6 protein-coding genes are annotated in these 14,400 nt (G+C 43.2%); 3 read left to right on the top strand and 3 right to left on the bottom strand.

Annotation, left to right across the window (positions count from 1 at the left end):
• Positions 1-81 precede the first annotated feature (81 nt).
• Together metG and BM156_RS01565 are read right to left on the bottom strand one after the other, a co-directional pair.
• Complete coding sequence (gene metG / locus BM156_RS01570) at positions 82-2,115, bottom strand: methionine--tRNA ligase (RefSeq protein WP_093918064.1); 2,034 nt, start codon at positions 2,113-2,115, stop codon at positions 82-84.
• Positions 2,116-2,242: 127 nt separating this feature from the next.
• A complete protein-coding gene (locus BM156_RS01565; protein ID WP_093918063.1) occupies positions 2,243-4,441 on the bottom strand; it encodes a B12-binding domain-containing radical SAM protein in 2,199 nt (732 codons plus the stop codon).
• A 249-nt stretch (positions 4,442-4,690) separates the two neighbouring features.
• On the opposite strand from BM156_RS01565, the gene BM156_RS01560 reads away from it, so the two are divergent.
• On the top strand, positions 4,691-5,500 hold the full coding sequence (locus tag BM156_RS01560) for an aminotransferase class IV (protein WP_093918062.1): 810 nt from the start codon (positions 4,691-4,693) through the stop codon (positions 5,498-5,500).
• Positions 5,501-5,511: 11 nt separating this feature from the next.
• On the opposite strand, the gene BM156_RS20855 is transcribed toward BM156_RS01560, so the two are convergent.
• Complete coding sequence (locus BM156_RS20855; protein WP_093918061.1) at positions 5,512-7,050, bottom strand: collagen-like protein; 1,539 nt, start codon at positions 7,048-7,050, stop codon at positions 5,512-5,514.
• Between the two features lie 392 nt (positions 7,051-7,442).
• Here BM156_RS20855 and BM156_RS01550 point away from each other — a divergent pair, with 392 nt between their 5' ends.
• Both BM156_RS01550 and BM156_RS01545 read left to right on the top strand, forming a co-directional pair.
• Positions 7,443-13,055, top strand: coding sequence for an MBG domain-containing protein (locus BM156_RS01550; protein WP_093918060.1), 5,613 nt, complete (start codon positions 7,443-7,445; stop codon positions 13,053-13,055).
• A 414-nt stretch (positions 13,056-13,469) separates the two neighbouring features.
• Complete coding sequence (locus tag BM156_RS01545; RefSeq protein ID WP_093918059.1) at positions 13,470-14,273, top strand: methyltransferase; 804 nt, start codon at positions 13,470-13,472, stop codon at positions 14,271-14,273.
• Positions 14,274-14,400: the final 127 nt, after the last annotated feature.

Here is a 14,400-nt window from a genome sequence, read left to right as displayed (position 1 = left end):
ATGTAGAGTAAGTGGCCGATCCGCAAAGGCAGTACGGCAACTTACGGAAGCGCACCAACAAGTGTTGGTACGACTGTCTTTTTAGCGTATTTCAGAGCCATTTTTCACCTTTTCTTCCGGCGAAACAAAGCGTAGGGTACCATCGGCATCTTCAGCCATTAGAATCATACCTTGCGACTCAATTCCGCGAATTTTGCGTGGTTCCAGGTTCACCAAAATCGAAACTTGTTTTCCAACGATGTCCTCGGGTTTGTAATACTCGGCAATTCCTGAAACAACAGTCCGTTTATCAATCCCAGTATCAACGTTCAGCTGCAACAGCTTCTTCGTTTTAGGAACCAACTCTGCTTCCAAAATGGTTCCGGTGCGGATATCCATTTTCATGAAATCGTCGAATGTACAATTTTCTTTTGCTGGTTTAGCCACAGCTTCAGCAGCTTCATTGGCTTTTTTAGTATCCAGCAGCTTTTGCACCTGAGCTTCGATAACGGCATCTTCAATCTTTTCGAACAACAGTTCTGGTTTGTTGGTTAGGTGTCCGGCAGCCAGTAAATCAGTGCGGCCCAACTCGCTCCATTCCAATTTCTCCATATCAAGGAAACCGCGAAGCTTATTCATACTCATTGGTAAGAATGGCTCCAACATGATGGTTAGGTTGGCTGTAATCTGCAAGCAGATATTCATGACCGTTTTTACACGCTCAGGGTCTGTTTTCACCACTTTCCAAGGCTCTTCGTCTGCCAGGTACTTATTGCCCAAACGAGCTAAATCCATGGCTAATTTCAAAGCTTCGCGGAAACGGTAGTTATCCAGACTCTTCTCAACTTCTCCTTTCAAACGGCCAATTTCAGCTAAGGTCGTTTGGTCTACTTCGTTTAGCTCACCCAAAGCAGGCACTTCGCCTTGGTAATATTTTTGTGTCAGTACCAACGCACGATTGACAAAGTTACCCAACACGGCAACCAGCTCGTTGTTATTTCGGGCTTGGTAATCTTTCCAGGTAAAGTCATTGTCTTTGGTTTCGGGAGCATTGGCGGTCAATACATATTTCAGTACATCTTCTTTTCCAGGGAATTCATCCAGGTATTCGTGCAACCAAACGGCCCAGTTGCGGGAAGTGGAGATTTTATCCCCTTCCAGGTTGAGGAATTCGTTGGCGGGCACATTCTCTGGAAGAATGTAGCTTCCTTCAGCTTTCAGCATACATGGAAAAATGATGCAGTGGAAGACAATGTTGTCTTTTCCGATGAAGTGTAGCATTTTGGTTTCCGAATCTTTCCAGTATTTTTCCCAGTCAGGAGTCAGCTCCTTGGTTGCTGAGATGTAGCCAATAGGCGCATCAAACCATACATATAGCACTTTCCCTTCGGCACCTTCAACAGGTACAGGAACGCCCCAGTTCAGGTCGCGGGTCACTGCGCGTGGGTTCAGGCCGCTGTCAATCCAGCTTTTGCATTGCCCGTAAACATTCGATTTCCACTCTTTGTGTCCTTCCAGAATCCACTCTTTCAACCAAGGTTCGTATTGGTCAAGTGGCAGGTACCAGTGTTTGGTTTCTTTCAATACCGGCGTATTGCCACTGATCATGGATTTTGGATTGATCAATTCCGTTGGGCTAAGCGAAGTTCCGCAGCTTTCGCATTGGTCGCCATAGGCCTTTTCGAACGAGCACTTGGGGCAGGTTCCAACAATGTATCGGTCAGCTAAAAATTGCTTGTTTTCCTCGTCGTAATATTGTTCGCTGGTTTGCTCTACAAATTTACCGTCGTCATACAATTTCTTGAAAAACTCCGAAGCTGTTTCGTGATGAATTGGCGCACTGGTCCGAGAATACACATCGAACGAAATACCAAAACGGCCAAAAGAATCTTTGATCATCCCGTGGTATTTGTCAACGATATCTTGCGGAGTAACTCCTTCGTTTTTTGCTTTTAAAGTAATGGGAACACCGTGCTCATCAGATCCTCCGATAAACAAGACGTCTTGTTTTTTGAGACGCAGGTAACGGGCATAAATGTCAGCTGGTACATAAACTCCGGCCAGGTGACCAATATGAACGGGCCCATTAGCATATGGCAGGGCGGAAGTAATTAAGGTGCGTTTGTATGATGACATGTTTCAAATGATTTTATTGTCGTGAAAACCAATTCTGGTTAAGGGCTACAAAGATAAACGAAATTTTGAGCCGAAAGAATAGATTACCAATGCAAAGACGATTGATTTTAAATGCTTATTTCGTTTGTCAAAGCATCAATAAACCGTTTTTTCTCAAGCTTATCATGGGCTTGCTGTTCCAGAAAAGGATGAAATCTTCGCCGGTTTCCTCCTCAAAACTTGTTTGCAGCTCTTCAAAGGTTGGCAAGCTGGTGTTGGCAACAGCCAAGCTGGGAAGCTGTGTCATGAGCCATTTTCCTTCCTGTTCTTTCAGCTGAATACTGACTTCTGAATGCTTATTCGAGAACCTTAGCTGCGCCATCGGGTAACTTCGTTTTTTCTTCTTTTTACTGAAGTAATCAATGGCGGCTTTTCCGCCGATCCAAACAATGGATGCGGATGAGCTGACCGGTTGGTATTCCTGCGATTCGATCGCCTGTTCGATAAAGTGCGGATTGACTTTGGTGTGAGGTACCTTGAAATCAAACCACTCCTGAAGCGGAAGGTCAAAGCCAATGGCATGCATGTAGTTGTAGAGCGACGTTTTTAGTCCGTCGCTGAACAGCTCATGCTGGCAGCCACTCGGATCGCTATGAACCAGGTCATTATTGGCAAACGTCCCCACCGTTTTATTTTCTATTTTGACGTTGAATTTTTCGGGGTGAAGACCGACCGGGCTGTGAGCTGTCATGGCAAACTGGTGCCAAAAGCCGGATTGAATGACTCCTGCTTCAAACAGCTGGCGGACCACTTCCAGGGAATCGATGGTTTCCTGGGCTGTTTGCGTGGGAAAGCCATACATCAGGTAGGCATGCACCATGATTCCTGCCTGGGTGAAATTATCGGTTACCTTGGCTACTTTGGTTAAACTAACACCCTTGTTGATCATGCCCAACAAGCGGTCGGAAGCCACTTCCAACCCGCCGGATACTGCAATGCAGCCGGATGCTCTCAGGAGCTGGCATAAGTCGTAGGAAAAGCTTTTCTCGAAGCGAATGTTGGTCCACCAAACGACACTTAGTTTGCGGCGGATAATTTCCAGGGCAAGGGCACGCGTCAAGGCAGGCGGAGCTGCTTCGTCAACAAAATGGAAGCCAATTTGTCCGGTTTGCTTAATGAGCTGTTCCATGCGGTCAACCAATAGTTGCACGCTGCTGGGCTCGTAGCGTTTGATGTAGTCCAGCGAAGTGTCGCAAAAGGTGCAACGGCCCCAATAGCAGCCATGTGCCAAGGTGAGTTTGTTCCAACGTCCATCGTTCCATAGGCGGTGCATGGGATTCGCAATTTCAATTACTGAAAGGTACTGATGAAGTGGTAAGTCGGAGTAATCTGGAACGCCTACGTCGGCCTGCGAAATATCCTTTTCAGTGGCTCCATCACTGTAAATCACTTCTCCGTTAACGCGTCTGAATGTACGTTTTAGCAAATCGGCTTCGCGTTTGCCATCCAAGTGTTCAAGTAGCAAAAGGGTGGTTGCTTCGCCATCGTCCAAGGTAATAAAGTCAACGAAATCAAACACCCGAGGATCAGAAAGCGAACGTAACTCGGTGTTGGGAAAGCCGCCACCCATGACTCTTGGAATTGCTGGATGATGTTTTTTCAACCATTGACCACATTTCAGAGCACTGTACAAATTTCCCGGAAAGGGAACCGAAAAAGCAACCACTGTTGGCTGATAATCGGCTATTTTTTGCTCCAGTAAAGTCAGTGTCAACCGATCAATAAAACTGTCTGGTTCAAGCAGTGATTGGTGGATTTCATCAAACGTATTGGCCGAACTGCTTAAGCGTTCAGCATAACGGCTAAAACCAAAATGAGGATCGACGGATTCCACAATCAGATCCGAAAGATCTTCCAGGTAAAGTGTCGCCAGGTGCTTGGCTTTGTCCTGCAAGCCCATAGTTCCGAAAGCCCAGTCCAAGTCGTCGGTGTGGCCAAAACGGGAAGCTTCGGGCAGGTAACTCCTTTCGCAAATCACATGAGCCAAAGCAGTGTTTTTGTTTTGCAGAAAAGCAATGACCGGATCAATCGTGTGGATGTATTCATCGCGTAAATTGAAAATACGCCGGGCGTTATCGGACAACTCAGGATTTCTGCTTTCAATATCCTGAAAGAGAGAGTTTAATCCGTTGGTGGAGAACAAGGCTAAAATGACTTCAATTCCTAAATCACATTGATGGGAAGGAATGGATTTTGTATTTAGAAAGCCCTTTAAATAAGCGGTTGCAGGATACGGCGTATTAAGCTGCGTGAATGGTGGCGTGATGAATAGTATTTTTTGACTCACATTTAAATATTTAGAGCTGTAAAAGTAATAATAAACTATGGAAAGATTGAGTTTGATGGGGAAGCCAAGGGATTCTGGAAGATCGTTTAAAAGAAGAATGGATTGATTGACCTGTAGTTAGAGAATTCGGGTAAATTTTGCGTTGAAGCTGGATAGAAAAAAAGAGACCGGTTCATCGGTTCTTTCAGAAATAGATCGCCTGAAAACTGAATAATCCTTTGTAATTTCGCTGCGACAACTATTTATGCTATGATTGGATTTGACAACGGTTCTTTTCGGGATTTATCGGAAATAAGTATTCCCATTACGAGTCTTTCGATTAACCGGGGCTACGGTGCATTTGAGTTTTTAGAGGTGATTAACGGAAAGCCTTTTTATGGCGATCGGCATGTAAAACGCTTGTTGAACTCCATGAATTTATTGCATCTAAAAACCGGCTTTAACGATCAACTAAAAGAGGTGTTAGCAGCATTAATTGCCAAAAACAACCTGCAGAATGCTTTTATCAAGCTGTTTGTGCTACCACATACCGCTGCTAGGAATGGTTGGTACGAGGGAGCTTTGTATGCTTTTCCAACCACAATGCCTACTTATGCGGAGTCGCTTTATATACATGGAGCGCGTTTGGTAACCAAACAATACGAACGTTTTTTGCCTGAAGCCAAGTCAACGAACTACCTGAGTGGCCAGTTCTGGATGGATGCTTGTTCTGATGAGCGGGTGATGGACATCTTGTTTCATGATGGTCAAACGGTGCAGGAAACCTCGCGTGGGAATGTTTTTGTGGTGAAAGATGGCCAGGTAATTACTCCCGCAGATCGTGTATTGAAAGGAATTACTCGTGAGCTTGTTTTGGACTTGCTTGAGCAGTTAGCCCTACCTGCGCAAGAGCGTTCGATAGAGCTGTCGGAGCTTGCAGGCGTTGATGAAATCTTTTTGACCAGCACAACCAAATTAGTTGTTCCCATTACCACAATTGATGATTGGACAGTTGGGAACGGAACCCCCGGTCCGATTACTCAACAGGTAATGACTCAGTTTGAGTTACTTCGAAGGTAAGCAAACGAGCGCTAGGGAGTAACTGAAAGGTAGAAGAAAAACTCTTCGGTTGGCATGATCTGAATTTTGCCATCGTGACCATCATAAGCCCAGCCAAAAACCGAAGGGCCGTCTGGTCCATTGTATCCGGATCTTCCGGTTGGTTTGCCATCGCCACCGCGACCACCATTGCCACCACGACCGCCATCTCCGTTGCGTCCTGCCGATCCACCAGAGCTTCGGGCGCGAATTAAGTGTTGCCATGGACGGGCATCCTCTGTAAAGTAAAGCCAAATAGAGCCTCCGTCACCACCATCGCCAGCAATGCCTCCCGTTCCACCAGGACCGCCATTGCCGCCATCTAAACCAGGATATTGGTGCTTGATTTCAATAACGACTTCTTCTTCAACTTCTTTCCAAACAGTCACCACTACTTCTTTTTTGACCTCAATCTCTTCTTCTTCACCCTCGCTGTTTGTAATGGTCTTTTTTTCAGTAACTATTTTGGTTTCTTTGAATGGCTTGTGCACCCTTTTTTTCTCAACTTTTCGTTCAATCCAAATTTCGCCATCGCGCCCTTTGGCTCCATCTCCTCCGCGTCCACCATGTCCGCCGTCGCCTCCACGTCCACCAATTGAGTTAACCGAAAAATGGCCTCCTGCAGGATTAATCAGGTAGCGGTGTTCTTTGCCTGTCCACAGGTTTTCAGCATACACATACAGCAATGGCTGGTTGAGAAGTGAGTCGTGGTATAAATCAACCCAAACACCAATATCGGGAGCATGTTCGCCATATTCACCATCTGCTCCATGACCTCCAGGAGAACCGTCTGCTCCATCGAAAGAACCATCGCTTCCACTAAAGCCATGGTGCCCATCCATTCCTGATCGACCATAAACCTGAAGTTGGTAGTTGTGTTTGTAATCGAGCTGAATTGAAAAGGTATCAATGATTGATGGAGTATTAACCGATTGAATGAATAAGCGAGATTGGTGGCCTTTAATTTGTTGAAAATCTGGATGAATGGTGAATTTTCCTTTATCCCAGAATCCTCCGTCAGTTGCAAATCGAAAGTTTTCAGCTTCGCGTTTCTTTCTTAGTTTATCCGAAACACGAATTTGTCCGTTATTGTAAGTTCGAATCAACTGACCTTCAACTCGAACTCCCGGTGCTTTGTCAAACGAATGGGTGGGCACAAATTCCAGATTTGTTTCGTAATTCAGCGGGACATAAGCTTCACGGGTAAGTTCGGGGTGGCGTCTCGGGAAAACTTTAATACGGATGTATTTGCCTTTGGATGGGCTGAGTTCCGGATTGACCGTAATTTGTCCGGCTTGATAGGTGCCACCAACCACTTCAACTTTGTAGCGCCAAAGCAGGCCTGAATTCTTTTTTATTTTCCCATTGCGTTTATAGGCAAGCACACCCAAGTTAAACGTTTCTCCAGGTAAGATAAGCTGTTCTTTGGGAATAATGATTTGAATGGAATCTAAGCGAGCAGCATGCACTTTTTCTCCTGCCCCTGAAAGAAGGATGAAAAGGAAAAATGCTATGGTTAGTAAAGCTCGCATGGCTGGGAAGTTAATTTTTGTATTAAACTAACAGGCAAAAACTATACCCCTTCAAGCCTTTTTCGTGAAAAGCTATTGCTAAACATATTTTGGAGACTTTATGGCCGATTTTAATAACAAATAGGCCATTGCTGGTGAGTTAAATTTTATTTCTGCACAAAACAAACAGGCTCAGTTTGTTGTTGTAACTTCCTAGAGAGAAAAATGCTTAATTTAAGTATAAACAACTTGTTCAGTTGCCTTATTAGCATTTTCTCATCTTTCGAATAAGATCGATTCTTGTTCAGCCTTTTCTACAAATAGGTATGCGATTGGGAACTAATTTTTGACAACTAGAACAAAAATTTAGCTGGAAGAAATTGTATTAGTATGAATATATCCCAATTTAAACTATGAAGAAAATCTACTTTGTTACAAGCCTTGTTTTATTTATCTGTTTTACTGTTGTTGATGTATCGTTTGCGCAAACGACCTATACCTTTTCTGCTTTAGGTAGTAGTACTGGAGGTTACAAATCGATAACAACCAGTCCTTCTGCAGCAAACATTATCATTTCCGATAATATGACATTCTACAATCCAATAATAACGGTTGGTGTTTCCAGTACTGCAAGCTTCACCTGTACTATTAAGGGAGATGGTATTAATACAGGAACATTTACTTTTGATGATATGTCATGGGGACCATTCACTGGTTCTAGAACATTAACTAATACGCAAATTGTCTTTAAAAACTCTTCTGGTAATACTATTGATACGTGGACTCTTTCTGCTGCCTATCAAGCTCCTTTAAGTTTTAATTCAGAAGTCTCCGCTAAAACAATTTTTGGTGAGACTAGCTCAGTTCCTAATGTAGCTGAAATTATAATTACCGCCGACTTAGATGGATCCTCAAACTCAGACAATATCGAGTTTAGAGATATAACGTTGAGTTCAATTGCTGCCCCTGTTTTAAATACAGCTCCAGTAATAGGGGGAACTTCTTCTGGTCAAACTGTAAATGACAACAGTACAATTTCTCCTTTTTCAAGCATTACAACCACAGATGCTGATGGAGATAACTTATCAGCAACTATTACTTTAGACAATAATGCTAAAGGAGTATTAACAGGTACTGGACTTTCTGGTTCTGGTCCCTATACAATAGCAAGCACTACTCCTGCAGACTTACAAGCAAAGCTAAGAGCTTTATCTTTTAATCCAACAGATAACAGAACAACCACTAATGAGACCACCACATTTACGGTAGAAATAAATGACGGTACAGATACCGATACGGATAATACAACAACCGTTATTTCAAGCGCAGTTGTACCTACCGTAACGCTCAGTGTAACTCCTGGCAGCAAAGCTGAAAATATAACGACAGCATCTGAAATAAATGCAACGCTTTCAAATACTTATGCCGCAGATGTAACCGTGAATTTGGATTTTTCAGGTACTGCAATCAATCAAATTGACTATAACCGAAGCAGTAGTTCGATCACCATTACTCCGGGAAATACCTCTGGAACCATTACACTCCAGAATATAAACGATATGCTATTTGAAGGTGATGAAACGGTTGTTGTTGACATCTCTTCAGTGACCAATGGCACAGAAAGTGGTACTCAACAAATTACATATACCATTACGAATGATGATGCTAAGCCTACTGCTACTCTTTTTACAAGGAATCACTACAACCCGATTACTGATGAAAGCGGTGGACAAGCCTTTATTATTGGAGAACTATCAGCGCCGGCCGGAGTAACGGTGACTATTCCTCTGACTTTTAGTGGTACTGCCACAGGTGGAGGAACCGACTATTCTATTACAGGAAGCACAATTACGATTATTGCTGGATTTTTGACAGACAGTATGCGTGTTACATCTATGTATGATGGGATAGAAGAAGGGAATGAGACGGTTGTTATTGATATGGGAGCTCCCACTAATGCTATAGAAGATGGGACTCAACAGGTAACTCTTACGATCATTGATGAAGATGCAGTTGCCCCAACTGTTAGCAGTGTTTCCGTTCCAGCAAATGCGACTTATGTAGCCGGCCAAAACTTAGATTTTACCGTAAACTTTGATGAAAATGTCACGGTCAATACAACTGGCGGAATTCCTCGAATAGCGATTATTATTGGAAGTACCACACGTCAAGCAAGCTACATAAGCGGCAGTGGAACTAGTGAATTAGTCTTTAGATACACAGTTCAATATGGGGAACTTGATGCGGACGGTGTAGCTGTTGGTACTTTGTCGGCTAATGGAGGGACCTTAGAAGATGCTGATGGGAATGATGCTGTTCTCACCTTAAATAATGTGGGAAGCACGACCAGTGTGTTGGTTGATGCAGTTGGACCCACTGTAAGCAGTGTTTTCGTTCCTGCCAATGCCACTTATGTAACAGGGCAAAATTTAGATTTTACCGTAAACTTTGATGAAAATGTAACTGTAAATACTACAGGTGGAATACCTCAAATGGCAATTACGATTGGTGCTACCACACGTCAAGCTACTTATATTAGCGGTAGTGGTACAAGTGCTTTAGTTTTTAGACATACTGTTCTTGAAGGTGACCTTGATACGGACGGTGTTGCTGTTGGTTCGTTAGCTGCCAATGGAAGTACTTTAAAAGATGCTGCAGGAAATGATGCCAATCTTACTTTAAATAGTGTGGGAAGCACATCTGACGTCTTAATCGATGCAGTTGGTCCAACTGTTAACAGTGTTTCCGTTCCAGCAAATGCGACTTATGTAGCCGGCCAAAACTTGAACTTCACCGTTAATTTTGATGAAAGCGTCACGGTCAATACGACTGGAGGAATTCCTCAAATAGCGCTTACCATTGGAGCTACCACACGCGAGGCTACTTATATTAGTGGAAGTGGAACAAGTGCATTATTATTTAGGTATACTGTACAATCGGACGACCTGGATACCGACGGGATTGCTGTTGGTTCGTTAGCTGCCAATGGAAGTACTTTAAAAGATGCGGCTTCCAACGATGCCAATCTTACTTTAAACAGTGTTGGATCTACTACTGCTGTTTTAATTGATGCAGTTGCCCCAGCTGTAAGCAGTGTTTCCGTTCCAGCCAATGCAACTTATTCTGCAGGTCAAGACTTAGATTTTACCGTAAACTTTGATGAAAATGTCACGGTCAATACAACAGGAGGAACTCCTCAAATAGCGCTTACGATTGGGAGTACAACACGCCAGGCTATCTATCAGAGTGGAAGTGGAAGCTCTGCTTTAGTCTTCAGTTATACGGTTCAAGCGGGTGAGCTGGATACCGACGGTGTAACCGTTGGTACTTTGTCAGCTAACGGAGGTACCATAAAAGATGCGGCTTCCAACGATGCCAATCTTACTTTAAACAGTGTTGGATCTACTACTGCTGTTTTGGTTGATGCTCTTGCCCCAACGGTAACAAGTGTAGACGTCCCTGCTGACAAAACCTATAGCTCCGGAGAGAACCTGGACTTTACCGTTAACTTTAACGAAAATGTGACTGTTACAACTGCCAGCGGAACGCCTCAAATTGCTGTTACAATTGGGAGTACTACTCGGCAGGCTGCTTACCTCAATGGAAGTGGAACGAATGCATTATTATTTCGGTATACCGTAGAGTCAGGTGATTCGGATACGGACGGTGTCGCTGTTGGTACATTATCAGCTAACGGAGGTACCATAAAAGATGCGGCTTCCAACGATGCCAATCTTACTTTAAACAGTGTTGGATCTACTGCTGCTGTTTTAATTGATGCAGTTGCCCCAGCTGTAAGCAGTGTTTCCGTTCCAGCCAATGCAACTTATTCTGCAGGTCAAGATTTAGATTTTACCGTAAACTTTGATGAAAATGTGACCGTTACAACTACCAGCGGAACTCCTCAAATAGCGCTTACGATTGGGAGTACAACACGTCAGGCTACCTATCAGAACGGAAGTGGAAGTTCTGCTTTAGTCTTCAGTTATACGGTTCAAGCGGGTGAGCTGGATACCGACGGTGTAACCGTTGGTACTTTGTCAGCTAACGGAGAAACCATCAAAGATGCCGCCGGCAATGATGCCAATCTTACTTTAAACAGTGTTGGCTCTACTAACGCTGTTTTAATTGATGCAGTTGCCCCAACTATAAGCAGTGTTTCCGTTCCTGCTAATGCAACTTATATCGCTGGACAGAACTTAGATTTCACGGTAAGCTTTGATGAAAATGTCACGGTCAATACAACTGGCGGAACGCCTCAAGTTGCTGTAACGGTTGGAAGTACTGTTCAACAGGCTGCTTACCTCAGTGGAAGTGGAACGAATGCCATAGAATTTAGATACACTGTTCAGAATGGCGAGCTCGATACCGATGGAATTGCCGTTGGTACTTTATCTGCTAACGGAGGTACCATAAAAGATGCGGCTTCCAACGATGCCAACCTCACATTAAACAGTGTGGGCTCTACTTCTGCTGTTTTAGTTGATGCAGTTGCTCCAACGGTAACAAGTGTTTCCGTTCCTGCTAATGCGACTTATGTCGCTGGACAGGACTTAGATTTTACCATCAACTTTGATGAGGCTGTTACCGTCAATACCGATGCCGGAACTCCTCAAATTGCGCTTACAATTGGAGCAACCACACGCCAGGCTAGCTATCAGAGCGGAAGTGGAAGCTCTGCTTTAGCCTTCAGCTATACGGTTCAGGGCGGGGACTTGGATACCGACGGGATTGTGGTTGGTTCGTTGGCTGTTAATGGAGGAACGATAAAAGATGTCGCCGGAAATAATGCTAACCTGACTTTAAATAGTGTGGGGGCAACAAATGCGGTTTTGGTTGGAGCTACAGTTCCAACAGTAACAACCTTGACCCCTGTCGTAGACAATCAACAGGTCACTTTAGGAGGTACAATTACCAGTGAAGGGAACTCAAACGTGACTGAGCGTGGAATTGTCTATTCTTTTGTGAATTCTGATCCGAAAATTGGAGCTGCAGATATAACTGTGGTGAGCGATGGCTCGGGGGCTGGAAGTTTCTCTAAAGACTATTCCGGATTTACGGCTAACAAAACCTACTACCTGAGAGCTTTTGCAACCAATGGCGTCGGAACAAGTTATGGAAGCATTGTAACTTTTAAAACGACCAAGAAGAATCAATCCATCTATTTCCCAGAAATAGAAGCAAAAACGTATGGTGATAAGGACTTCAGTTTAAATGCAACAGCGACTTCGGGTTTGTCGGTAAGCTATATTTCTTCGGATTTGGATGTGGCAACCGTTAAGAATGGAGTGGTGCATTTGGTTGGTGCAGGAACTTGCATGATTCACGCTTATCAAAACGGGAATGACGAATACTACAATGCAATTAGAATTAGCAGAACCTTGATCGTTAATAAAGCACAGGCAACAATCTCGCTGGAGAACTTATCGGTAGCTTATGACGGATCGCCCAAGGAAGCTGTTGTAAGCACCAACCCTGAAGGTTTAAATACCCTGGTTACTTATGAAGGGAACGCAGAGATTCCTACTGAAGTTGGCGAATATTCGGTAGAGGTGGTCATTGATGATCAGAATTATGAAGGTTCAGCATCGGGCTTATTGGAGATTCTTGTAGATACGGATATGGATGGAATTGCTGATATTCTGGATCCGGATGATGACAATGATGGTTTAACCGATGAAGAGGAGGAAGCGATGGGAACGGATCCACTAAATCCGGACTCAGATGGTGATGGCATTAACGATAAGGAAGATCCTAATCCGAATATTCCAACATCCGTTGATCAGGTTAAATTGGATCAACAAGTTCAGGTTTATCCTACGGTGGTAAACAGTCAGATTCACATCGAATTTGATCGTAATGATTATGACCTTTCAATTGTCAATTCCAGTGGAGTTGTCGTTTATCAGAAAGAAAGCCTTACTGGCGATCAAAGTCTGATGTTTGATGAGATTTCTCCCGGCCTCTATTTTGTCCGGATCAGTACTGACGAAGGAGCAGTTGTTCGAAAGATCATCAAAGAATAACCGGAGATATAAATAAATTAAAGCGCTTGATTGTTGAGGCTGTTTCTGAAAAAGGAACAGCCTCCTTTTTTGATTGATCGTTTTGAAACACAAAGAGAAGGAATTAATCAAATGTTTTTTATAGCTTTGTTTCCGAAATAAAAAACACTTGCCGGGGAACCACCCCATTCGCTGTAAAAAGAGAACAGTGGTTTGGGATTGCTAAAAATCGAAATTACACAAACAATACCAGGATGGACATTGACCAGAAAGGTGGATGTCATTCAATTTCTTCAATTAAAAACAACTGAAGAGGTGATTGTTGTAATTAGATTTTTTGCAATAAGTCGTTTTTTACTTGCCTTATTTTTTCATTCGTGTCAAATTTCTAATGCAACATAATTGCCTCTTGAATTCATTCAAAAAGGTAATAAAATGTTAGTTAATAAAGAGTTGAGGGAAAAGCTCAACGAACTTTTCTATTTAATCAAATTACAAAACAGCCAGTTTCAATCGAGTCTTGACAAGCAGGTGAAAATTGAACAGGTACTGGCTTATCTTGAAATCATTCATGCTGAACTACGGCGAACATCAGCCAAACGAAAATTGGTGCTTATTGACAGTGCTGCAGGGAATTGTTACCTGAGCTACTTGATTTATTATTTCTACCGTGAGCTGGAAGGACGCGAACTGGAGATTCATTGTGTTGATCACAATGCCAAGTTGATGCGCCAAAATGAGAAATTAGCCCGAAGAATGAACTTTGACGACCTCTATTTTCACGCTGGTGACATTGATACTTTTAGCCTGGAAAAAGAAGTCGATGCTGTTTATAGCTTACATGCTTGCGACACCGCAACGGACAAAACCATGTTTATGGGCTTGCGTCTTCAGGCACGCTTTATCTTCTCGGTGGCTTGCTGTCAGAACTCCATTCAAATTAAGTCGGGCTTGTTGAAATCGGTTATTCGCCATAAAGCATTTCGCGACAAGGCATTGATGATGATTGCTGACAGTATGCGGGCACTTTTACTGGAAAAAGGCGGGTACAAGGTTGACATTTTTGATTTCGTATCATCTCGTTTTACCGATAAAAATACCATGGTGAGAGCCGTCCGAAAGTCCTTTAAAAAAGTCCTTAATCTGGATGAAGAATACGAACGTATTTATCAGGAATTCAAGATGAAACCACATTTGGAATTCTTGCTAAAACAGCAAGAAGAAAAAGAGGTAGTTTAATTAAAATTGTATTTTATGAAAGGCTACTGACATACTGTTGTCACTTGTCTGCTTTTCCTTTGTAGAAGAAATAGAACTAGAAACAAATTCGAGGATTGCAGTTTTTATGCAGACTCTTCTTATTAAC

This window comes from Sunxiuqinia elliptica (genome assembly GCF_900113005.1).
Taxonomy (GTDB): domain Bacteria; phylum Bacteroidota; class Bacteroidia; order Bacteroidales; family Prolixibacteraceae; genus Sunxiuqinia; species Sunxiuqinia elliptica.
Note: the sequence above shows the minus strand (reverse complement) of the source record. Positions and strands in the feature narration are given on the sequence as shown.

Excerpts from the sequence above, each read along its gene's own strand:
- metG (WP_093918064.1), bottom strand. The coding sequence starts at position 2,115 with ATGTCATCATACAAACGCACCTTAATTACTTCCGCCCTGCCATATGCT.
- BM156_RS01560 (WP_093918062.1), top strand. The coding sequence starts at position 4,691 with ATGATTGGATTTGACAACGGTTCTTTTCGGGATTTATCGGAAATAAGT.
- BM156_RS20855 (WP_093918061.1), bottom strand. The coding sequence starts at position 7,050 with ATGCGAGCTTTACTAACCATAGCATTTTTCCTTTTCATCCTTCTTTCA.
- BM156_RS01550 (WP_093918060.1), top strand. The coding sequence starts at position 7,443 with ATGAAGAAAATCTACTTTGTTACAAGCCTTGTTTTATTTATCTGTTTT.
- BM156_RS01545 (WP_093918059.1), top strand. The coding sequence starts at position 13,470 with ATGTTAGTTAATAAAGAGTTGAGGGAAAAGCTCAACGAACTTTTCTAT.